This is a genomic window from Rheinheimera sp. F8, from assembly GCF_001518915.1.
On sequence record NZ_CP013656.1, the window covers coordinates 4,235,311 to 4,258,018 of the forward strand.

22 protein-coding genes are annotated in these 22,708 nt (G+C 50.3%); 6 read left to right on the plus strand and 16 right to left on the minus strand.

The features are described from left to right. Window positions 1–135: 135 nt before the first annotated feature. A complete protein-coding gene (locus ATY27_RS18760; protein WP_208930718.1) occupies window positions 136–360 on the plus strand; it encodes a hypothetical protein in 225 nt (74 codons plus the stop codon). Here ATY27_RS18760 and ATY27_RS18765 read toward each other — a convergent pair whose 3' ends face one another. From ATY27_RS18765 to ATY27_RS18785, 5 genes are all read right to left on the minus strand, one after another. Continuing rightward, the gene (locus tag ATY27_RS18765) at window positions 361–876 is read right to left on the minus strand and encodes a GNAT family N-acetyltransferase (RefSeq protein WP_208930717.1); all 516 of its coding nucleotides are present in this window, start codon (window positions 874–876) and stop codon (window positions 361–363) included. A gap of 63 nt (window positions 877–939) precedes the next feature. Then, window positions 940–2,433 carry an alanine/glycine:cation symporter family protein gene (locus ATY27_RS18770; protein ID WP_208930716.1) on the minus strand — a complete coding sequence of 498 codons (1,494 nt, stop codon included), beginning with the start codon at window positions 2,431–2,433 and terminating at the stop codon, window positions 940–942. 210 nt (window positions 2,434–2,643) lie between these two features. Next, window positions 2,644–3,369, minus strand: coding sequence for a monofunctional biosynthetic peptidoglycan transglycosylase (gene mtgA / locus ATY27_RS18775; protein WP_244151273.1), 726 nt, complete (start codon window positions 3,367–3,369; stop codon window positions 2,644–2,646). A 57-nt stretch (window positions 3,370–3,426) separates the two neighbouring features. After that, window positions 3,427–4,575 carry a bifunctional chorismate mutase/prephenate dehydrogenase gene (gene tyrA / locus ATY27_RS18780; RefSeq protein WP_208930715.1) on the minus strand — a complete coding sequence of 383 codons (1,149 nt, stop codon included), beginning with the start codon at window positions 4,573–4,575 and terminating at the stop codon, window positions 3,427–3,429. 8 nt (window positions 4,576–4,583) lie between these two features. Then, window positions 4,584–5,642 carry a 3-deoxy-7-phosphoheptulonate synthase gene (locus ATY27_RS18785; protein WP_208930714.1) on the minus strand — a complete coding sequence of 353 codons (1,059 nt, stop codon included), beginning with the start codon at window positions 5,640–5,642 and terminating at the stop codon, window positions 4,584–4,586. A gap of 365 nt (window positions 5,643–6,007) precedes the next feature. On the opposite strand from ATY27_RS18785, the gene ATY27_RS18790 reads away from it, so the two are divergent. Then, complete coding sequence (locus ATY27_RS18790; RefSeq protein ID WP_208930713.1) at window positions 6,008–6,766, plus strand: transporter substrate-binding domain-containing protein; 759 nt, start codon at window positions 6,008–6,010, stop codon at window positions 6,764–6,766. 17 nt (window positions 6,767–6,783) lie between these two features. On the opposite strand, the gene ATY27_RS18795 is transcribed toward ATY27_RS18790, so the two are convergent. From ATY27_RS18795 to ffh, 6 genes are all read right to left on the minus strand, one after another. Beyond that, a complete protein-coding gene (locus ATY27_RS18795; protein ID WP_208930712.1) occupies window positions 6,784–8,010 on the minus strand; it encodes a threonine/serine exporter family protein in 1,227 nt (408 codons plus the stop codon). A 251-nt stretch (window positions 8,011–8,261) separates the two neighbouring features. Continuing rightward, window positions 8,262–8,621 (minus strand): 50S ribosomal protein L19, encoded by a 360-nt coding sequence (gene rplS, locus ATY27_RS18800; protein WP_208930711.1) that lies wholly within the window; start codon window positions 8,619–8,621, stop codon window positions 8,262–8,264. Window positions 8,622–8,655: 34 nt separating this feature from the next. Then, window positions 8,656–9,399, minus strand: coding sequence for a tRNA (guanosine(37)-N1)-methyltransferase TrmD (gene trmD / locus ATY27_RS18805; protein ID WP_208930710.1), 744 nt, complete (start codon window positions 9,397–9,399; stop codon window positions 8,656–8,658). A gap of 17 nt (window positions 9,400–9,416) precedes the next feature. After that, a complete protein-coding gene (rimM, locus tag ATY27_RS18810; RefSeq protein ID WP_208930709.1) occupies window positions 9,417–9,941 on the minus strand; it encodes a ribosome maturation factor RimM in 525 nt (174 codons plus the stop codon). Between the two features lie 28 nt (window positions 9,942–9,969). Next, on the minus strand, window positions 9,970–10,221 hold the full coding sequence (rpsP, locus tag ATY27_RS18815) for a 30S ribosomal protein S16 (RefSeq protein ID WP_208930708.1): 252 nt from the start codon (window positions 10,219–10,221) through the stop codon (window positions 9,970–9,972). Between the two features lie 337 nt (window positions 10,222–10,558). Next, window positions 10,559–11,929, minus strand: a complete 1,371-nt coding sequence (ffh, locus tag ATY27_RS18820; protein WP_208930707.1) for a signal recognition particle protein — start codon at window positions 11,927–11,929, stop codon at window positions 10,559–10,561. A gap of 135 nt (window positions 11,930–12,064) precedes the next feature. Between ffh and ccsA the strand changes: the two genes are divergently transcribed. Next, on the plus strand, window positions 12,065–12,862 hold the full coding sequence (gene ccsA, locus ATY27_RS18825; protein WP_208930706.1) for a cytochrome c biogenesis protein CcsA: 798 nt from the start codon (window positions 12,065–12,067) through the stop codon (window positions 12,860–12,862). 69 nt (window positions 12,863–12,931) lie between these two features. After that, a complete protein-coding gene (locus tag ATY27_RS18830; protein ID WP_208930705.1) occupies window positions 12,932–14,200 on the plus strand; it encodes a CNNM domain-containing protein in 1,269 nt (422 codons plus the stop codon). Window positions 14,201–14,479: 279 nt separating this feature from the next. Here the strand turns inward: ATY27_RS18830 and gshA are convergent, their stop codons facing one another. Both gshA and ATY27_RS18840 read right to left on the minus strand, forming a co-directional pair. After that, window positions 14,480–16,075, minus strand: a complete 1,596-nt coding sequence (gshA, locus tag ATY27_RS18835; RefSeq protein WP_244151271.1) for a glutamate--cysteine ligase — start codon at window positions 16,073–16,075, stop codon at window positions 14,480–14,482. A 114-nt stretch (window positions 16,076–16,189) separates the two neighbouring features. Continuing rightward, window positions 16,190–16,633: a CBS domain-containing protein gene (locus ATY27_RS18840; RefSeq protein ID WP_208930703.1), complete on the minus strand. Its 444-nt coding sequence runs from the start codon at window positions 16,631–16,633 to the stop codon at window positions 16,190–16,192. A 156-nt stretch (window positions 16,634–16,789) separates the two neighbouring features. On the opposite strand from ATY27_RS18840, the gene ATY27_RS18845 reads away from it, so the two are divergent. Beyond that, window positions 16,790–17,257: a DUF4124 domain-containing protein gene (locus ATY27_RS18845; protein ID WP_208930702.1), complete on the plus strand. Its 468-nt coding sequence runs from the start codon at window positions 16,790–16,792 to the stop codon at window positions 17,255–17,257. A 58-nt stretch (window positions 17,258–17,315) separates the two neighbouring features. Here the strand turns inward: ATY27_RS18845 and clpB are convergent, their stop codons facing one another. From clpB to rluD, 3 genes are all read right to left on the minus strand, one after another. Next, window positions 17,316–19,901 carry an ATP-dependent chaperone ClpB gene (gene clpB, locus ATY27_RS18850; protein ID WP_208930701.1) on the minus strand — a complete coding sequence of 862 codons (2,586 nt, stop codon included), beginning with the start codon at window positions 19,899–19,901 and terminating at the stop codon, window positions 17,316–17,318. A 114-nt stretch (window positions 19,902–20,015) separates the two neighbouring features. After that, window positions 20,016–20,792 (minus strand): peptidoglycan editing factor PgeF, encoded by a 777-nt coding sequence (gene pgeF / locus ATY27_RS18855; RefSeq protein WP_208930700.1) that lies wholly within the window; start codon window positions 20,790–20,792, stop codon window positions 20,016–20,018. Beyond that, window positions 20,792–21,766, minus strand: a complete 975-nt coding sequence (gene rluD / locus ATY27_RS18860; protein ID WP_208930699.1) for a 23S rRNA pseudouridine(1911/1915/1917) synthase RluD — start codon at window positions 21,764–21,766, stop codon at window positions 20,792–20,794. The genes pgeF and rluD overlap by 1 nt, the downstream gene beginning before the upstream one ends. Before the next feature lie 125 nt (window positions 21,767–21,891). Here rluD and ATY27_RS18865 point away from each other — a divergent pair, with 125 nt between their 5' ends. Then, a complete protein-coding gene (locus ATY27_RS18865; protein ID WP_208930698.1) occupies window positions 21,892–22,641 on the plus strand; it encodes an outer membrane protein assembly factor BamD in 750 nt (249 codons plus the stop codon). Window positions 22,642–22,708: the final 67 nt, after the last annotated feature.

Genomic DNA, 22,708 nt, shown 5'->3' on the forward strand with positions numbered 1-22,708 from the left:
ATAAGGCACCACTGCCGCAGTTTTATGGCAATTTAGTGAAATTTCACCGCAAGCCACTGCTGGCCTTATCGTCAGTAGCGGACCATAGCCCGGCTGTGGCATAGTACCCGAAGGAATTATGCAATGGACCACACCATGACGTGCAAAACGCTGTTATTGCTAAGCCTGGTACTGCCAGCGCTGGTTGCCTGTCAGAACCCGCAACGCGGCAGCGAAGAATATTGGTTCAATAAGATGCGTGACGAGCAGCGCGCGCAGTGCCGGCTATTGCCGTCACCGTTGTCCGAAAGCTGCCTGAAGGATGTAGCGTCGAAAAAATACGAGGATTTTCAGCGCCAGCGTGACGGCGCTGAAAGCTGATTAAAGTGGGTCTAACTGATAAAAATCAACCAGTTTGTCTGAGCCCGGTATAATTTTTTGTCCGGCAGGCCGCATGCCGGTTTTCACAAGGATACGCTTGGACGCTAGGTTATCCGGCGACACGATGCCGCAAAGTTGATCCAGACCCAACACATCACGGGCATAAGCGACTACCGCTAACGCCGCCTCTGAGGTGTAGCCCTGTCCGCTATACTGGCGGAACAAAGCGTAACCGACATCCGGGAGCTGCAAATAATCTCGTTGCACCAGTCCGCACAAACCTAAAGTGGCGTTATCGGACAACCGCTCGACCAGAAATAAACCAAAGCCATGTTGCTGATAACTGGCGATTGCACCGTTAAGCAGATACTGCTCCGCCTGCTCGAGATTCCGCACTTGTTTATCACCGATATTCTGCAGAAACTCAGGTTCATTGACTAACAGCAGCATAGCCGGCGCATCTTTCAGTTCGGCGTGACGTAAGCGCAATCGGTCGGTGGTCAGGACTGTAGACATCAACTTTTCTCCCAAAAGAGCTGAATAAAACAAAGCCAGTCTTTGACTGGCTTTGTTCAGCGATTATCCGACGCGTTTCTGGTCTTGTTCTGCCAGTTTAGTCAGACTGGAACTTAACAATTCTTCGTCGGTTTTGCCTTCCCAATAATGGGCATTCTTAATACCGAGTTTTTCCGGATGGAATACCGGATCTTTGCCTTCCGCTTTTTGTGCTTCATAGTCACGCAAGCATTTAAAGGCGGTTTTGTGCAGCAGGATAATGGCAATGATGTTCAGCCAGGCCATCAGACCGACGCCAATATCACCCAATGCCCATGCCATATCTGCAGTTTTTACTGTGCCATAGACCACAGCCGCCATGATGCCGATTTTCAACAGGAAACCCAGCCAAGGCCGCGATACTGTGCGGTTGATATAGGCAATATTAGTTTCAGCGATGTAGTAATAAGCCACGATGGTAGTAAAAGCGAAGAACAACAGTGCAAAGGCTACGAACATTGAGCCAAATCCCGGCATGACGTTTTCAAGCGCGGTCTGGACATAACCAGGACCAGCTGCAACACCAGCCACACCGGTATAAATGGCCTGACCATCAGCAGCCTGCACATTGTACTGGCCAGTGATTAACAACATAAATGCAGTGGCGGAACAGACAAACAGCGTGTCTACATATACTGAAAACCCTTGTACCAGACCTTGTTTGGCCGGATGGGACACCGCAGCTGCCGACGATGCGTGTGGACCTGTACCCTGGCCGGCTTCATTTGAATAGACGCCGCGTTTAACGCCCCATTCGATTGCCAGGCCCAGAATAGCGCCATAAGCCGCTTCAGTGCCAAAAGCACTATTGATAATCAGTTTTAACACTACTGGCAATTGATCAATGTTTAATGCAATGACCACACAAGCCACAATAATGTATCCCAGCGCCATAAACGGTACGACGATTTCAGCAAAGGTTGCGATACGCTTTACACCGCCAAAAATTATAAAGCCAAGCGCAATAGCGAGAACTCCGGCTGTGACATTTGGTGAAACACCGACTGCCGTTTCCAGACTGGACGCGATAGAATTTGCCTGCACACCTGGTAATAAAAGACCCGTTGCAATCACTGTCGCGACAGCAAAAATCCAGGCATACCATTTCATGCCCAGACCTTTTTCGATGTAGAAGGCCGGACCGCCGCGATACTGGCCGTTGATTTTTTCTTTATAAACCTGGCCTAAAGTCGACTCGACAAACGCCGAACTGGCGCCTAAAAATGCCACCATCCACATCCAGAATACCGCGCCCGGACCACCAAAAGTGATCGCGGTTGCGACACCAGCGATATTGCCTGTGCCAACCCGTCCGGCCAGCGTCATCGTTAATGCCTGAAACGACGAAACACCACTGTCAGAGCTTTTGCCGTCAAACATCAGCCGGATCATTTCGCGCACATGACGTAATTGCAGGAAACGTGAGCGTATGGAGAAATACAGGCCCACCCCGAGACAAAGTGCGATTAACGCCTTGCTCCAGATGATGCCGTTCACCACAGCAACAAATTCATTCATTAGTACATTCCTCGGAGATTGTTATAGTGCGGTGCTATTGCTGCACCGTTGTCTGACAAGAGTCTGGCAAGGTCAGTAAGATGTCCCAAAGCCCACGGCAGATCAGCGTCATAAGATAACGACTAAAGTCGGATGCGCCCAGTATTATTTCGCTAATGTACGGCAGTTCTGCCGGGAAAAGCGGCAAAATGAGCAGAGGTAGGAGTAGTTTCAGCGCAGCTGCCGGTGCACTGACGTAAGCTGCTGCATTTGTTTCTGGATCCATTGCTGGCGTTTACGCACATATGGCGATGGCGCCTGAACCAAAAAACGGTGGGGGTTTGGCAACACAGCAGCCAATAATGCGGCTTGCGGCCGGGACAGTCGGGCCGCTGAAACGCCAAAATAACGCTGCGCCGCCGCTTCTGCGCCAAAGATACCAGGTCCAAATTCGACGCTGTTTAAATAGACTTCCAGAATGCGATTTTTGCCCCAGGCCCCCTCGATCAATAGGGTCAGGCCGCTCTCCAGGCCTTTACGCAACCAGCTGCGGCCAGTCCATAAAAATACGTTTTTAGCTGTTTGCTGACTGATTGTCGAAGCGCCACGCACTTTGCGGCCTTTGCTGTTATAGACCAGTGCTTTTTCAATGGCCTGCAAATCAAAGCCACTGTGTTGCAAAAATTTCTGATCCTCTGCTGCGACCACCGCCTGCATCAGATTTGGTGATATCTGCGTTAACGAACGCCACTGATGTCGTGCCTGATACTGAGTTTTACCATCCAGCCAGGCACTGAGCTGACGCTCCAGCATCACGCCGGTATAAGGCACAGGCAAGTATGCAAACAGCAACACCAGCGTCAGTACGCCAAGACTGCAGTAACGCAGCAGCAACAGCAGCGGGCGGAACAGAAAATTGAGGGATAATTTCAGCAAGTGATTGCAGACATTGAACAAAACCGGAGACCAGTCTAACTTGGTACTCCGGCTTTTAATAGTCAGAAAAAGTACAGTTTAACTGCGCTCATCCGCAGCCTTTTGCAGTAAACGCCGGCTTTCCTGCAGGAATTGGCTGGCAAGGGGACCAAAAAACTGCTGACCTTTGGCAAATTCTGCCATCAGTCCGGCTTTATCGCGCGCCGCCAGTAAATGTGATAACTGATTAAATCTGTGCTGATAACGCTGCAATAGCCCGGTAACAGCGACTGAACTCAGCATGATATCGGCATAGAGTTCGGCGTTCTGCGCAAACAGCCGGCCTACCATTGCCAGTTCCAGCCGGTAAATTGGCGAACTCAGCTCCAACAGTTGTGGCAAATCTGCCTGTTCTTCTGCCAGATGGACACCATAGACCAGTGAACTGAAATGGCGCATCGCCTGAATTAACTGCATCAGTTCATCGTGTTGCCGGGCATCTTTTTCGGTCAATACCGCGCCCCAGACACTGAACTGCTGCAATAACCATTGATATTGCTCTGCTGCACGACCGTGACAAACCACAACCACTTGTTTAACTATATTACTGATATCCGGGCCAAACATTGGATGCAGGCCAAGCACTGGCCCTGCATGTTGCTGTAGCATGGCAGCTAATGGCGCGGCTTTGATACTGGTAATATCGGCCAGGATACAGTTTGCCGGCAGCGTTGGAAGTTGCCGGATCACCTGTTCAGTCACCGCAATAGGTACTGCGAGTAATACAAGAGATGCATCAGCACAAATTTCTGCTGCCTGTGGCCAATCCGTTTGTTCCAGCACTGACACAACAAAACCCGAGCGCTGGAACAAACTAACAAAACGTTGACCCAGTGCGCCACGGCCACCGACTACAACGACCTTGCCGCCGCCTTCACGACAGCAGACAAAACCGGTTTCCTGCGTGGAATAGGATTCACGCATGACCCGGCGCAGTACATCTTCCACCAGCTCCGGCGACACACCTACTGTTTCTGCCTGTGCTCTGCGCGCCTCCAGCAACGCCTTCTCGCGCTCTGGCACATACAAAGGTAAGGCATATTGCTGTTTAACCTGACCGACCTGCGCCGTGACTTTGGCTCTGGCCGCTAAAAGCTGCACCAGCTGCGTATCAATCGCATCAATTTGCTGACGCAGCGGCGCCAACTCAGCGGCAGAAGCGGCTTGCGCCGAAGTAGAAATTGTCATGATGTTCCTCAGGCCGCCTGGCACACGCCTAACATCTGATGGTGCAGACCTGCCAAAAGTTGTGCTGTTGTCGCCCAGTCAATACAGGCATCAGTGACTGATACACCATATAACTCAGCCTTGCCGTTAACGATATTCTGTTTGCCACCACAGATGTTACTTTCCAGCATCAGGCCAATAATAGCGTCATTGCCCATCACCCGTTGTGCCACCACAGCTTCTGCCACCAATGGCTGCCGGTTATGGTCTTTGTTGGAATTGCCGTGGCTGCAATCAACCACAATGCCACGCGGTAACTGATGTTTGTCGAGTACGGCGACAGCCGCATTGATGCTTTCTGCGTCATAGTTCGGCTTGCTGCCGCCACGCAGAATAATATGTCCATCCGGGTTGCCCGCGGTTTGCACTAAAGCCACTTCGCCGCGTTGGTTAATCCCAATAAAACTATGCGGACTGGCAGCAGACTGCAGTGCGTTTAAGGCGATATTCAAATTACCATCAGTACCATTTTTGAAACCAACCGGCATCGATAAGCCGCTGGCCATTTCACGGTGGGTTTGGCTTTCTACTGTACGGGCGCCTATTGCCGCCCACGACACCAAATCTGACAGATATTGCGGGCTGATCGGGTCCAGAGCTTCAGTTGCCGTTGGCAACCCCATCTCAACAAGCTTCAGTAACAGCTCACGGCCGCGCGTCAGGCCGGTTTCCAAATCAAAGGAGTCGTCCAGGTGCGGATCGTTGATATAGCCTTTCCAGCCCACTGTTGTGCGTGGTTTTTCAAAATAGACCCGCATCACAATGTACAGACTGTCAGCGTATTTTAACTGCAAGGTTTTCAATTTTTCAGCGTAATCAATCGCCGCAACCGGATCATGGATCGAGCAGGGCCCGGTGATCACTAATAACCGTTTATCCCGGCCATGCACAATATCGGCGATCTCCCGGCGCGATTGTTGTACAAACAAGGCTCCCTGTTCTGATAATGGCAGCGCTTTTTTCAGCACCAGCGGCGGACTCAACGGTTTTTCCGCCAGAATACGTAAATCGTCAACTATTTTGCTCATCGCGTTCGCTCCTAAACTCAGCGGAAGTAAGTGTCAATTCGACTGGCCTTCCCTTAAAATCACATGTACATATATATGTACACTCTGTATTTTTATAATTACAATTTGCCGACATCTTAAAAAGCGCACGAAGTAATGTCAATGCCAGAAGTCAATAAATATGGCTAACACAATTAACATTGCGAGATAGTTACTTTTGTACACTTTTAATTACAATGTGAATTTTTGAGATCGACCATTTTGATCAAAACACAGCTTTTCTCCCGTTCTGACCAGCCCAGCGAACATTTTCCAGCCAGCGCTTGCCTGACCAGCCCGAGCTGATTACAGTTAGGATCCCGGAACTTCAAAGGTGTAGCAGCCGCGTGTCTAAAATACGAATCTGCAGCAATATTACTTTGCTACTGATGCTGGCCCCGGTGTCTGGCGCAGAGATCCGGGTATTGACGGAACACCTGCCGCCATTTCAGATTGATACACCTGGCGCTGCAACTGGCTTTGCTACCGATATAGTGCGGCAAACATTTCAGGATGCCGGGATTTCCTATCAGATTGAGTTTCAGTCCTGGAGCCGTGCTTACCAATTGGCTTTGCGTGACCCAAACACTTGTATTTATTCTATTTCTAAAAGCAAAGAGCGGCAGGCGCTGTTTCAGTGGATTGGCGAGCTGTCGTATAACACAACCGCAATTTACGGCATGGCGAGCCGGAGGGACATAAATCTGCAGTCGCTGGAACAGGCAAAAAATTATGTCACCGCGGTAACAAGAGACGATGTCACACATCACTATTTACTGCGGCATGGTTTTGAAGAAGGGAAAAATCTGTATGTGCTGGAAAATGTCTCCAGTATGCTGAATGTGCTGGCAAACCGGCGTCAGGGCATCGATTTGGTCATCATTAATGAAACCATTCTGAAGTATCGTGCAATAGAAGCCGGCCTGGCACCGGCTGAATTTCATAGACTGCTGGTGTTACCTGATTTGCCGCTGGACTTTCATCTGGCCTGCAGCCTGAAAACGCCGCCGGCCGTATTAACGCAATTACGCCACAGTCTGCAGGCTCTTAAAGCAGATGGCCGTTTTGATAAAATTGTCGCCGGCTGGTCAGAACGTCTGAACTAACGCTCAAACCCGCGCGGCTACAAACTCTTCTTCGGCGGCAATGCCACATTTGCAAAGATAAAACCTGCCACCAGAGACATAAAAATCAAAAAAGTCTGTTGGCCGATATGGTCGGTTGGCACCATATGTTCACCCGAGATAAAACTATTCAGGCCAATATAAGTTTTACTGCCTGGCACCAGTACAATCATGCCTTGCAACGAAACGATACTGGCTGGAGCATTCATCAATCGGGTAAACAAATTGCCATACACGCCAACGGCAAAAGCACCGACAAAAGCACCCAACGCTAAATCAAGATAGATCCCACCAAGCTGACTGGCACCATAAGCGATAAAGCCAGACATCAGGCCCCAGCTGATATGTTTGCGCCGGGCGCGAAAAACGATCACCAGGGATCCACATAAAATGGCGACAGCAAGCCAGGCCGTCCAGGCTTCAACCGCCTGCGTCGGCACATAATCGACTTTACCAAACAGGCGCTCGCCTAAGGCCATGCCTAGAAAGGCGCCAAAATACAATTTAAACAGGATCATGACGGCATCCATGATCCTGGCCGTGCCGGACACTAAATGCCGGGCAGCGGTTTCAGCAAAACCCAGTGTCAGGGCGAGCCCGGGTATAAACACGATAATCGCCGACAACACGACGATAGGGATATTTATTCGGGGATCAATATATGCAGCAAGTGCAGTGGCGCCTAAGGCTGAACTCATCGCCACCAGCGGTTCCAGCATATGAGTAACACGGCGGCTTTTTTCGGCCCACAGCACAAATAAATAGACGATTAAACTCAGACCAGTGGCATAAGCCACATCGAGCCAGCTGGCACGCATCAGCATGGCAAAAGCACCGCCGGCGGCACCATAAGCGAAAAAAGTCGCCCAGCGTGAGTATGGATTCGGCATCACCGCAATAGTATTCAGCCGCTCAGTCGCTTCTTGCAAAGTCATCTGATGCTTCAGTACGGCATCCACTACTTCGTCTGCACGCGATAAAGAGCCTAAATCCAGATCGCCAGGCATCACCCGCGCAACATGGGTATATTCGCTGTCTTCACCCGGTACCCAAATGACAAAAGTAAGTACGGTTGGGGTAATCGCAAATGAAGCACCAATATTGAGATCTTTGGCTACGTCCTGCAGGTGCGCTTCCAGTCGGTACGCTGGTGTGCCGAACTTATGCAGCATCTTGCCAAGCTTGACGATAAACTTTCGTTTTTCATTGAAATCAGAAGATTGCACTGGATTGTCCTTGTGGCACGGCTACCCGTCTACAGTTTGTTCATTCCATACTAACAGTGCAGAGTGACAAAACAAGGGATTAGACTAAGGTGATGATTTAATTGCTGTACTTTTAGCCGTCAGCCTGAATTTGCAGTAAAACGGACAATGAAGATCGTAGCAGGTCAGGAATTCATTTGAGATAAAGTGTATGACATTACCGGGCGTGATGAGGCATAAAAAAAGGCTGCCCGGGGGCAGCCTTCAAGTGCTTAGTTAAGCTTTTCGCGGATACGCGCTGATTTACCTGAACGATCGCGTAAGAAGTAAAGCTTGGCACGGCGTACTGCACCACGACGTTTCAGCGTGATGCTGTCAATCATTGGGCTGTGCGTTTGGAATACACGCTCAACACCTTCACCGTTCGAAATTTTACGAACTGTGAACGCTGAGTGTAAACCACGGTTACGTTTGGCAATAACAACGCCTTCGTAAGCCTGCAGACGAGTTTTATCGCCTTCTTTAACTTTAACTTGAACAATCACAGTGTCACCTGGACCGAAAGCTGGAACGTCTGTTTTCAGCTGTTCGTTTTCAAGTTCTTTGATGATGTTTTGGCTAACTTTGCTCATAACAATCTCACTTTACCTGGATAAACTATCGTTGCTACAACGCCTGGTGTTCCAATTGGAACTCTTCCAGAAGTTTGCGTTGCTCCTTAGTCAGAGCCAGGACATTTAACAATTCCGGACGCCGAAGCCAGGTTCTCCCGAGAGACTGCTTCAAACGCCAGCGTCTGATGTTTTCATGGTGTCCGCTGAGTAGTACAGCGGGAACCTGTTTGCCGTCTAACACTTCTGGTCTGGTATAGTGCGGACAATCCAGCAATCCGGAGGCAAACGAATCCTCAACTGCTGACATGTCATGCCCCAGTACGCCTGGTACCAGTCGCGATACCGCATCAATCAGCGTCATCGCAGGCAATTCGCCCCCACTCAGCACGTAATCGCCGATTGACCATTCTTCGTCAATTTCCGACTCTATTACGCGTTCATCAATCCCTTCGTAGCGACCTGCTACCAGCAACAGCTTTGGACGTTTCGCCAGTTCCGCGACCCCTGCCTGATCTAACTTACGGCCTTGCGGCGATAAGTAGATGGTATGGACCCCTTCCCCTGCGGCAGCTTTGGCGGCGCGAATTGCGTCGGTCAACGGCTGCACCATCATCAACATACCGGGACCGCCACCAAAAGGTCTGTCGTCAACAGTGTTATGTCTGTCCGAGGTAAAATCCCGCGGATTCCAGCACTGTAATTCAATCAGGCCATTTTTGACTGCCCGGCTGGTCACACCATATTTTGTGATTGCCTCGAACATCTGCGGAAACAGGGTTATCACCCCAAACCACATGTTGTACTGTCCGGACATTAAAAATCTGGGTCCCAGTCGACGATAATTCGTCCTTGCGCTTTATCCACAGTTTTGATGACAGAATCAGTCAAAAATGGAATCAAACGCTCTTTCTTACCAAATGCATCGGTCCGGTTTGCCTTCACAACGAGAACGTCGTTTGAGCCCGTTTCCATGATGTCATCCACTACGCCTAAGTCATAACCGGCTTCGTTTACCACGGTCAGACCCATCAGGTCTTTCCAGTAAAAGTCACCGTCATCAAGCGCGGGCAGACTGGTTTGAGTCACAGCGATTTCCGCATTCACGAAAACTTGTGCCTGGTCCCGGTCACTAACACCTTCCAGTTTGACGATTAAGCCATTGCTATGGCGTTTCCAACTGGAGATTTGCACTGGTTGCCATTTGCCCTGAGATTGGATCTGCCAGGGTGTGTAATCAAAAATCCCTTCCGGGATATCTGTGTAGGAAATTACTTTTAGCCACCCGTTGATACCGTAAACAGCACCAAACTTACCTAAGACAACTAAATCTTTACCCATCAAGGTTAATTCCTACCCAGTTTGCTAATTAAGCAGCAGCTTTTTTAGCAGCTTTTACCAGTGACGCAACGCGATCGCTCAGAGATGCACCTTGTGCAACCCAGTGATCAACGCGGTCCAGGTCGATGCGCGCTTTCTCTTCAGAACCGCCAGCGATTGGGTTAAAGAAACCCACGCGCTCAATGAAGCGGCCATCACGAGCAAAACGGCTGTCAGCGACCACAACTTGGTAAAATGGACGCTTTTTCGCGCCACCACGTTGTAAACGAATAGTTACCATACCGTCCTCTATTTCAATCGTTCAGGTTTTTGTAAATCAAAATCCCCGCGGTCAGGCCGCAGGGACGCCGAATTGTACGCGTTTTTCATTGTAATGCAAGGGATTTCAGGCTTTGCAGCCGGTTATCAGGCCAGTAATGCCAGTGGATGACTCTGTGGATAAGCTCTTGACAAGCTGTTGGGACAAGCGCTGAAGATACTGTGCGGATCACAAGGATCCAGCATGAAAATCGCTGCAGTCATCAGGCGTTTACTGAAGCGACATGGCAATTCTTAAGGCCATAAATACAAAAAGGCCACTGCGATGCAATGGCCCCTTGAACTAGTCCGTTCGAAGATTAACGTCCGCCGCCCGGCAAACCTGGCGGTAATTTACCACCCATCGCCCGCATCATTTTCATCATGCCACCTTTGCCACTCATTTGTTTCATCATTTTTTGCATCTGAGTGAATTGCTTCAGCAACTGATTGACGTCCTGCACTAAGGTGCCCGATCCGGCCGCGATGCGCTTTTTCCGCGAGCCTTTAATCAAATCCGGGAACTGGCGTTCTTTTGGCGTCATCGAATTGATGATGGCTTCCATTTTATTAAAGCTTTTATTGTTGATCTGATCTTTGGCGCCAGCCGGCAGATTCTTCATGCCCGGCAATTTGTCCAGCATCGACATCATGCCGCCCATACTGCGCATTTGTACCAGCTGGTCACGGAAATCTTCCAGACTAAAACCCTGACCCTTCATCATCTTTGCCGCGACTTTAGCAGCCTGATCGCGATCAACTTTCTGTTCCAGCTCTTCAATCAGGCTAAGAACATCGCCCATGCCGAGAATTCGCGATGCGATCCGATCCGGGTGGAATGGCTCTAAGGCATCGGTTTTTTCGCCCATACCGATAAACTTAATCGGTTTACCAGTGATGTGGCGGATAGATAAAGCAGCGCCACCGCGGGCATCACCGTCGGCTTTGGTCAGGATCACACCGGTCAGTGGCAGTGCTTCGTTAAAAGCTTTAGCGGTATTGGCGGCATCCTGACCTGTCATTGCATCAACAACAAACAGCGTTTCAATTGGTTTGATCGCCGCATGTAACGCTTTGATCTCATCCATCATTTCACTGTCGACGTGTAAACGGCCAGCGGTGTCGACCAACAGGATATCGTAGAAACCTAACTTAGCCGCGCTGATGGCTGCATTGGCGATATCCACCGGTTTTTGTGAAATATCACTGGGGAAAAACTCAACGCCTACATCTTTTGCCAACGTTTCCAGCTGTTTGATTGCCGCAGGGCGATACACGTCCGCCGATACCACCATCACTTTTTTCTTTTTACGTTCTTTTAAGAACTTGGCCAGTTTCGCCACTGAGGTGGTTTTACCTGCGCCTTGTAAACCGGCCATCAATACCACAGCCGGTGGCTGCGTATTCAGGGTCAGCTCTTCATTGGCTTCCCCCATCGCCTCTTCCAGCGCTTTTTTAACGATTTTGAGAAATTCCTGACCTGGTGTCAGACTCTTACTGACTTCAAGGCCTACCGAGCGCTCTTTCACCTGATTGACGAAATCACGTACGACTGGCAACGCCACGTCAGCTTCCAGCAGCGCCATGCGCACTTCACGCAAGGTTTCCTTGATGTTGTCTTCGGTCAGGCGGCCACGGCCACTGATATTTTTCAGCGTTCGGGTCAGGCGATCCGACAAATTCTCAAACATGGTCAAATCCGGTTCTGTCAAAAATGACCGCGATTATAACAAAGCAGGGGCAAGGCGTCAGCCTCAGGCTCTGTCAATCTGTCGCCTCTTCCCATACAATGCAGAAAAATATGCATTCAAATTGGAATTATTTGCATGTCGGCCGCATTCTTGCCTGTACTCGCCCTGTTATGTTACCTGGTCGCTGCTGTGATTGTGTCGCAGCGGCTTTATCACGCCGATGGGCCACGCCTGAAATTGCTGTTTTCAGTCGCCATTGCCGGCGTAGTCCTGCATATGCTGGGACTAAGTCAGAGCCTGTTTACTGCAGCAGGCCAGAATTTTAGCTTGCTGAATGTCAGTTCTCTGGTGTGCTGGCTAATTACCGCAGCTTTTACTGTCACCGCGCTGCGCACGCCGATTTTGTTACTGTTACCTATCGTGTATGGCTTTGCCGCTATGGTGCAACTGGCTGTCATTCTGTTGCCAGACGCTGTACAGCTGCAGCATTTTGAACACAGCCCCTGGTTGCTTATCCATATCATGGTCGCGTTTATTGCCTATGTGATTCTGATTATGGCGACTTTATATTCATTTCAGGTCAGCCTGATCAGTCAGCGGCTGAAACAGAGAACCCCGCTGCCAAGTGGCACTGTATTGCCACCTTTGATGCAGGCCGAACAACTTCTGTTCCGGCTGATTTTATTAGGCACTGTTCTACTGGGCATTACTGTATTCAGTGGCGCTGTGTTTAGCCAGGACTGGTTTGCCCGTCACAACTTGCATAAAAACGTACTGAGTACGCTTGGCTTTGTCGTTTTTGTCGTGTTGTTAGCGGGTCATCGGTTAGCCGGGTGGCGTGGACGGATCGCCAATGGTCTGACGATGAGCGGTAGCCTGTTACTGACTTTAGCTTACTTCGGCAGTCGCTTTGTGCGCGAAGTGCTGCTGTAGTCTGACTTGACGCTGTATCTGATTTCGCATATTAATTGAGGCTGAACGGCAACACAGGCATATTCCGACTTGGACGCAATCTCTACCAGCACGCTGCTGCTCATTCTGGCGTTTCTGGTGCTCTGCTCTGCTTATTTCTCCGCAACTGAAACTGCGATGATGTCGGTAAACCCCTACCGGCTGAAGCATTTATTAACCGAAAATCATCCCGGCGCCCAGCGTACGCATGCTCTATTACAACGACGGGACCGGCTGATTGGTCTCATTCTGGTCGGCAACAATCTGGTGAATATTGCCGCGTCAGCGATTGGTACAATTATCGGGATGCGTCTGTATGGTGACTATGGTATTGCAATTGCAACGGCCGTACTGACCCTGATAATTCTCATTTTCGGTGAAGTCACCCCGAAAACTTTGGCGGCATTACATCCGGAACGCGTCGCATTTCCCAGTAGTATATTGTTACGTCCGCTGATGAAGGTCTTTTACCCAGCGGTCTGGCTGGTTAATCATATTTGTAATAGCTTTCTCGGCTTGTTTGGCGTCAGTGCTGAACAACATCACGGTCACAGTCTCAGTAATGAAGAACTCAGGACTGTCGTGCACGAAGCCAGTGCTATATTGCCAGGTCAGCATCAGAGTATGCTGGTTGGTGTACTGGATCTGGAAAAAGCGACAGTTGAAGACATTATGGTGCCGCGCAACGAACTGGTTGGTATCGATATCAACGACGAGTGGAAAGATATCCTGCATCAACTGTCCATCACCCAGCACAGCCGTATTTTGCTGTACCGGGATAGCGTCGACGATGCCCTTGGTTTTTTGCACACGCGAGACATTATGCGGCTGGTGCTGAAAGAGCAGCTGAATAAAGCCAGTTTGTTACGGGCGGTGCATGATATTTATTTCATTCCGGAAGGCACCAGCCTGAACACCCAGTTAGTGAAGTTCCAGCATTCTAAGGAACGGATTGGCCTGGTGGTCGATGAATTTGGCGATATTCAGGGTTTGGTGACGCTGGAAGATATTCTGGAAGAAGTTGTTGGCGAATTCACCACAGATACCGCCGAAGCCAATAGTGAAGAGATCCGACCGCAGCCAGATGGCTCTTTTCTGGTTGAAGGCAGTATTAACCTGCGCGACCTGAACCGCGAGTTGCATCTGAACTTCCCTACCGACGGCCCGAAGACTTTTAATGGACTGGTGCTGGAGTATCTGGAAGACATCCCGCAATCAAACCTCAGTCTGAAACTGCTGGGATATCCTTTGGAGATCGTCGAAGTGCAGGACAATATGATAAAACTGGTCCGGCTTTATCCACATTTGAAGCAAGATTAAACCAGCTAAAAATCCCGAAAAAGCAAAGACTTGTAAAATAATTAAAAAAAACACAAATATTTCTGAACTTTCTTTTGCCGGCTTCGTCTGACTATTTGAATGGATTCTGCCAAGTTTTTGTTTTCATCCCTGGATTCTCCCTATCCTTAGTTTTACGGCCACTGATGTGGCCGTTTTTTTTGCCTGCTACTTATGACACAGAGCAGTTAAACCGCAGCCAGATGATAAAAAGCCCGCATTTTTGCGGGCTCTGGGTACGTCAATGCAACATGCTGCCGGCTAACAAGGTTTCTCAGCGAAATACTGTTGCAGGTACTCATCAAAACCGACGGTGTCCGCAGCTTCAATCTGTTGCTGCTCCTTCAGTGAATCTGCCGCCATCTGCATAAACTCGGCCTGCTGATAATGCTGATAATCACTGGCTAATAACTGCTGACGATACAAATTTGTCAGTTGCAGATTAACCTGGCCATTATCCTGTTGATTGGCCTGTAACATCGCCAGCATTTTGCCGGATGGTGTCCGCGCCGGGTCCAGTAAGCTCAGATAATACTGCTTCAGAACACTCTGGTAAGATCGGGCCGGGTCATCGGCACTTTGATAAGCATCATCCAGCCATGCCGCCAATGGCGACAGCTCAGCAAAAATCTCTTCTGCCCAGTCCTGCATCAACCGTGGCTGTCCGTCCTGATCTAATTCAAGATTCAACCGGCGACCATCGGTCACGACCTTTTTCAGATTCTGCTCTGTGACGGCCTGCGCCTGCGCATCTTGTTCCGGACTCTCTTCGAGCAGGCAATACAACAAAAACAAATCGAGAAAGCGCATTTGCTCGGCAGTGATCCCGACTGCACAGAATGGGTTCACATCCAGCGCACGTACTTCAATATACTCGACACCGCGCTTGGCTAGTGCACAAGTCGGCCGTTCACCGCTTTTGATTGTCCGTTTTGGCCGGATGGTCGAATAAAACTCGTTTTCAATTTGCAGGATATTGCTGTTCAGTTGCTGATGTTCACCTGTGTTTTCTTGTCCAATCCCCTGGTATTCAGGCGACGGCGTCGTGATCGCCTGATGCAACCCGCGAATATATTCCGGCAGATTGTTATAGGTAATCGCCAGACTGGACTGTGCACTGTTGGTATAACCCAAATCGCTCATCCGCAGTGAAGTGGCATAGGGCAGATACAAAGTACCGCTGCCAAGCGTCTGGAAACTGTATTTACTTTGCCGCCCCTGCAGAAATGATTTACACATTGCAGGCGACGCACCAAACAGGTACACAATCAGCCAGACATAACGCTTATAGTTGCGGATCAAATGCAGGTACTGTGCAGAAATAAACTCCTGCAGCGGCTGCGTATCACCAAGCATTTGCTGGTAATGCTGCCAGAAAGCCTCTGGGATTGAGAAGTTAAAATGCACGCCGCTGATGGCCTGCATCATGCTGCCATAGCGGTTCTTCAAGCCCTGGCGGTATAGCGTTTTCATTTTGCCAACATTCGATTCGCCATAATAGGCCAGTCGGATCTCGTCCTGATGCGCAATATAACAAGGCATACTGCCGGCACCGATCCGCTCATCCCCCAGCTGACGCATGGCAAAACGGTGAATATCGGTGAGCTGCGCCAGAGTGGTTTCAATGCTGGTCGTTGCCGGCGTAATAAACTCCAGCAAAGATTCGGAAAAATCTGTGGTGATCAGCGGATGCGTTAATGCCGAGCCCAGCGCCAGCGGGTGATCCTGCTGCGATAAACTGCCATCGGGCCTGATCCGTAAAGTTTCGCGTTCAATACCGCGACGAATACCAGTGATGTCGTTGCGCCACGGCGCGGTGCGCAAAGCGGCGATACGGGAGGTAAACAGCTGACTCAATTGCATTCCTTATCGGGTGATCAATGCACCCTCTAGTGTGAAAACGCGGCAGCAAGGCGCGGTCCGGATCCCTATCATTGGGGAGCTGAGCGTAAAAAACAAGGGAAGTTCAGCCTATTCCTCTTCTTCCTGTTGTCGGCGTCTGGACTGCTGACGTTGTACAATCAACCGCATTATATCTTTCCAGGACACAATACCCAGCAGCTTATGCTGTTGATTTGTCACCAGTAAACAGCTGATGTTGCGTTCAATCAATAAAGTTGCGGCCTGGATCACGGAAGTATCTGGCCCGACACAGACGACGGGACTGGTCATAATCGAACGTACTTTCCGACCTTGCGCAAACAGTTCTGCCGTTTGTTCTGAAGCTGAATCGACGACCGGACTCATCGCTTTATAAAAATCTTTGACCGACACAATACCAACGACCCGTTGCATACTGTCCACCACAGGAACATGTTGGTAATGCGCTTCGGTAAATATACTGCGCAGGCTGGCCAGGGTTGCTTCCGTATGTGTCACAACCACTTTTTTCGACATAATGGCGTCGATGGACATTGAGCGCCTCCGGTCAATTTCATTTATGAATCATTACTCTACCACTTGCAGCTGTCGAATCGCAAAGTGCAGCAGGTCAACGACAATTGCCCGTTAGCAGCAGCCAGGAATTCAGGTACACTGTGAGAAAGAACGGATTTTGGCAAGGGGTTCCCGATGAATGTTGCTTTGTATTGTCGCTTGCTGTGTGCTGCGCTGCTGGCGTTCGCCGTCAATGCTCAGGAATATTATCGCTGGCAGGATAACAACGGCCAGTTACATGTCAGTCAGACACCTCCGCCTGCCGGTATCGACTACGAAATTGTCGATACCCAGGCAAAGTCAACAGTGACCAAAGTGAAAGTCCCAGCTGCGGCCATACCAGTTAAACCGCTGGACGCAAAACAGATAGCGGCGTTAAACCAACAGGTTGAACAGGTTAATCAGCAACTGAAACAACAGAACTGCCAGCAGGCACGGATGAATAAACAGCGGCTGACGGCAGAAGCACCTGTATCTATAACCAATGCCGAAGGCGCAGAAGTTGCTTTAACAATGGAAATGCGGGCAGAGCAACTGGTGGTCACTGAACAACATATTCGCGAATTTTGCCAGCCAGAGTCCCCAGCCCCACGCAAAAAATAAAACAGCACACCGCCGCGTTTATGACGACGCAGCGGTGTGCTGTTGCATGCAATGATGCTCAGTGCAGGGGTTGGCTACTGATAATGAATTTATCAGCGGCAACATCAATGCGGATCAGGCTGTTGGGCGGGATATCGCCCCGCAACAGACTTTGCGCCAATGCGTTTTCGACATATTGCTGTACCGCGCGTTTGAGCGGCCTTGCCCCAAATACCGGGTCAAACCCAACTGCAGCAATGTGCTCAAGTGCGGCTTCGGACACCTCCAGACCATATTGCCGTTCAGCCAGCCGTTGCCGTAACCGATTTAGCTGGATACCTGCGATATTCTTAATTTGCGCATGATCGAGCGGATGGAACACCACCGTTTCATCGACACGGTTTAAAAACTCCGGTCTGAACTGCTGCGTCAGCACCTGCATCAGCATGCTTTTCATTTGCTCATAACTTTGGTCGGCATAGTGCTCCTGGATAAGATCTGAGCCTAAGTTCGATGTCATGATGATCACGGTATTCTTAAAGTCGACGGTACGGCCCTGCCCATCAGTCAACCGGCCATCATCCAGCACTTGTAGCAGGATGTTAAACACATCCGGATGGGCTTTTTCCACTTCATCCAACAACACCACTGAATAAGGCCGGCGGCGTACCGCTTCAGTCAGATAACCGCCTTCTTCATACCCGACATATCCCGGCGGTGCACCGACCAGGCGTGACACCGCGTGTTTCTCCATAAACTCCGACATATCAATACGTACCAACGCATCTTCACTGTCAAACAGGAAATTGGCCAATGCTTTAGTCAGCTCAGTTTTACCGACACCAGTCGGGCCTAAGAATAAAAACGACCCAATCGGTTTATTCGGATCAGACAAGCCGGCACGCGAACGGCGAATCGCATTCGATACTGCCGCCACCGCTTCAACCTGGCCGATAACCCGGCGCGCCAGCGCTTCTTCCATTCTGAGTAGTTTGTCGCGCTCACCTTCGAGCATTTTGCTGACCGGGATGCCGGTGGCTTTGGACAGTACTTCGGCAATTTCCTGCTCCGTCACTTTATTGCGCAGCAGTTTCATTTCATGCATTTCAGCCTGTGAAGCCAAATCCAGCCGTTTTTCCAGCGCCGGGATCCGTTCATATTTCAACTGTGACATGCGGTTCAAATCGCCGGCACGTCGCGCTACTTCCATATCAAGCCGTGCCTGTTCCAGATCGGCTTTGATACTTTGTGTGCCTTGTAATGCAGCTTTTTCCGAACTCCAGACCTCGTCCAGTTCGTTGTATTTAGCGTCCAACTCACGAATTTGCTCAAGAATAAAATCACGGCGTTTTTTACTGGCATCGTCGGTTTCTTTCGATAGCGCATTGTCTTCCAGCTTCAGCTGAATAATACGCCGCTCCAGCCGGTCCAGTTCTTCAGGTTTGGAATCCATCTGCATCCGGATGCTGGATGCCGCTTCATCAATTAAATCAATGGCTTTGTCGGGTAATTGCCGGTCTGCCACGTACCGGTGTGACAACATCGCCGCGGCAACTATCGCCGGATCTGTAATATCGACACCATGGTGCAACTCATAGCGCTCTTTCAGGCCGCGTAAAATAGCGATGGTGTCTTCCACTGAGGGTTCTTCCACCAGCACTTTTTGAAAACGCCGCTCCAGCGCCGCGTCTTTTTCGATGTATTTGCGGTATTCATCCAGTGTGGTTGCGCCTAAACAATGCAGCTCACCGCGCGCTAATGCCGGTTTTAACATATTGCCGGCATCCATCGCGCCATCGGCTTTACCGGCGCCGACCATCGTATGGATTTCGTCAATAAACAGAATGACACGGCCTTCTTCTTTAGCCAGTTCACTGAGTACCGCTTTTAACCGCTCTTCAAACTCGCCGCGATATTTGGCGCCAGCCAGCAATGCGCCTAAATCCAGCGACAGCACCCGTTTGTCTTTTAAACCTTCCGGCACTTCTTTATTGATAATGCGCAGTGCCAGCCCTTCAACAATGGCGGTTTTACCAACGCCTGGCTCGCCAATCAGCACCGGATTGTTTTTGGTACGGCGTTGCAGCACCTGAATACAACGGCGGATCTCTTCGTCGCGGCCAATGACCGGGTCTAGTTTGCCGGCTTCGGCGCGGGCAGTCAGGTCAATGGTGTATTTATTCAGTGCCTGCCGCGTATCTTCAGCGTTTGGATCATCGACTTTCTGACCAGCTCGCATTTGCTCGATAGCTTTTTCTACCGCATCTTTACTGACACCCAGACTTTTAAATAATGCACCGAGTTCGGCTTTGTCCTCACAGGCCGCCAGCACAAACAATTCACTGGAAATAAACTGGTCTTTGCGCTTTTGCGCCAGTTTGTCACACAGATTCAGCAGGTTGATCATGCTGGCCGACAGCTGCAGATTACCTTCAGTGCCTTCGACTTTCGGCAACCGTTCAATCGCCTGCGAAATTTTTGAGCGCAGGTCATGCAGATTGACGCCTATTTTGCTCAGCAGATCACGGACGGAGCCCCCTTCCTGATTCAGCAAAGCATGCATCAAATGTACAGGCTCAATAAACTGATGGTCACGGCCAAGCGCCAGCGACTGAGCTGTAGCGATGGCCTCCTGAAACTTGCTGGTGAAGCGATCTAAACGCATTGGAATACTCCCATCTGAAAACCTTGTTATGGCATAGATGGGGAACGCCTGCTGTTTTTTCAAGCGTTAGCCGTCAAAAAATTGACTTATGTCAAAAAACTATGGGGAATGCGGTCAATTAGCGGCAGTCAACCAAATCAAACTGGCTTGACGGCCGGTCTGACCGTCGCGTCGATAAGAATAGAACCGCTGCGGATCTGCAACAGTACAAAAGTCACCGCCATAAATTGCGCTGACACCGGCGGCTTGCAGCCGTTGTCTGGCCAGCAGATAGATGTCTGCCAGATATTTACCGGGGTTATGCGAGGGCACAAAAGCAGCTGCTGCCTGTGGATCTTTGGCGACAAAAGCCGCCCGCACTTCGCTGCCGACTTCAAAATTAATCGGGCCTATTGCCGGTCCGAGCCAGGCCAGCACTTCGGCCGGCTCAGGAAAATGCTGAAGTGTCGCTTCCAGCACACCATCACACAGGCCACGCCAGCCAGCATGCGCGGCCGCAACTTTTCGCCCTTGACGGTCACAAAACAACACCGGCAGACAATCCGCTGTCATCACAACCGCAGCAAGCCCGGGTATAGAAGTGACACTGGCATCGGCATCAGTCAGCTGACCTTGCCACAGATCTAGATCCAGCACCGCAATGCCATGCACCTGATTAAGCCAGGCTGGTTGCCGGGGCAAATCACAGTATTGCTGCAGCAACTGGCGATTTGCCAAAACAGCATCAGGTATATCACCAACATGAGTGCCAAGATTCAGCCCGGCATACACGCCTGCCGAGCTACCAAACTGAGACTGCGGCGCCAAACCGCGGCTGGTTGACAGCGCACGAACATGCGCCGGCGCCGGCCAGTCTGGCAACAGAAAATCCGGCGCGTCCAACCGCTGCATCAGCTGTTGTCCATGCCGTGTTGTAAGGTGTCGTTTCGCAGTGCCACAGTCAATGTGACCATATCTTCTGGTACCGGCGCATGCCATTCCAGCAATTCAAGGGTAATTGGATGCGCAAAACGTAACATCGCGGCATGCAGCGCCTGGCGGCGGAATGCGCGCAGTACCACTAACAAAGATTCATCCGCTTTGCGTGGCGGACGCGGCCGGCCAGCGTATACCGGATCGCCAACCAACGGATAGTTGATATACGTCATGTGCACACGGATTTGGTGGGTACGCCCCGTTTCGAGACGTAACCGCAACCGGGTGTGATTACGGAACTTCTCCATGACGCGGTAGTGTGTGACCGCTGGTTTACCACTGGACGTAACCGCCATGTGCGTACGTTTGGTTGGGTGACGGCCAATCGGCTCATCCACCATACCACCCGCGGTCATCGAACCATGCACAATGGCTTCATATTCGCGGGTGATTTCGCGGTTTTGCATCATCTCAACTAAATGGGTCTGCGCCGGGATGGTTTTCGCCACCACCATCAAACCCGTGGTGTCTTTGTCGAGGCGGTGAATAATGCCAGCGCGCGGCACTTCGCCAATGCCCGGACAATGATGCAATAACGCATTCAGCAGCGTGCCATCGTGATTGCCGGCGCCCGGGTGGACCACTAGTCCCGCCGGTTTGTTGATCACCAGAATATGTTCATCTTCATAAACAATATTCAGATCAATCGGTTCGGCTTCAAACCGCTCGTCTTCTTCAATCTCGGCATTGATCACGATATGTTCACCGCCGAGCAATTTTTCCCGCGGTGTGTCACACAGGCGGTTGTTGACGTTGACCCAGCCAGCCAGGATCCACTCTTTTATCCGCGAACGCGAATAATCGGGGAACATTTCGGCCAGAACCTGATCCAAGCGTTTGCCGTAAAGATGATCAGGTACTGTTTCTGTAAGTTTTATCTGTTTTGTCATGTCGGAACCGGTTATCCTCTGTGCATCACTGCACGCTCTGGGGTAGAATCGAAACTATTCTGCCTATTTTAACGATTTTATGCAGGACTAGACAGCCAAAGGCTGCAGTCTGAGTGGGTTTTTTAATGAAAGTGAAATTTTTCGCAGTTTTAGCAGTCGCCGCACTGCTGTCCGGATGTGCCGGCAACAAGCCAGCTGATGAGCTGGTTAACACCAACCAAACCGCCCAACAATCTTATAATGAAGCAAAAGCTGTATTAGATTCAGGCCTTTACAGTCGTGCCATCGAATTACTTAAAGGGATGGAAAGTCGCTATCCATTTGGTCCGATGGCCCGCCAGGTGCAACTAGACCTGATTTTCGCCTACAACCAGTCTGGTGATATAAAACAGTCACTGGCCAGTATTGACCGCTTTATTCGCCTCAATCCTAACCATCCGGACCTGGATTACGTGTATTACATGCGCGGCGTCAGCAATCTGCAGTCCGATCAGAACTCATTTCAGGAATTTTTTGGCATTGACCGGGCTGACCGCGACATCGCCAGTACGAAACAGGCATTCGACGATTTCAAGATCCTGACCAGTACTTATCCAAACAGTAAATATGCTGCAGCTGCCAAAACGCAGATGATTGTGATCAAAGAAAAACTGGTACGCCATGAATTGCTGATCGCTGATTATTACAGTCGCCGTGGCGCCCATTTAGCTGCTGCGAACCGTGCACGTTTTGTACTGGAAAATTATCGCGATTCTCCGCTGGTCCCGCAGGCGTTAGCACTGATGGTGAAAAGTTATGACGAGTTAGGTCTGACTAAACTGCGTGACGACGCCAAAGCGGTGTTGCAGTTGAACTTCCCGAACCAGCAAAGCTAAACCCATATCTCGTTGAAAAAGGCCACTGATGTGGCCTTTTTGCTATGTAGCGGGTTCAAAAAACTCC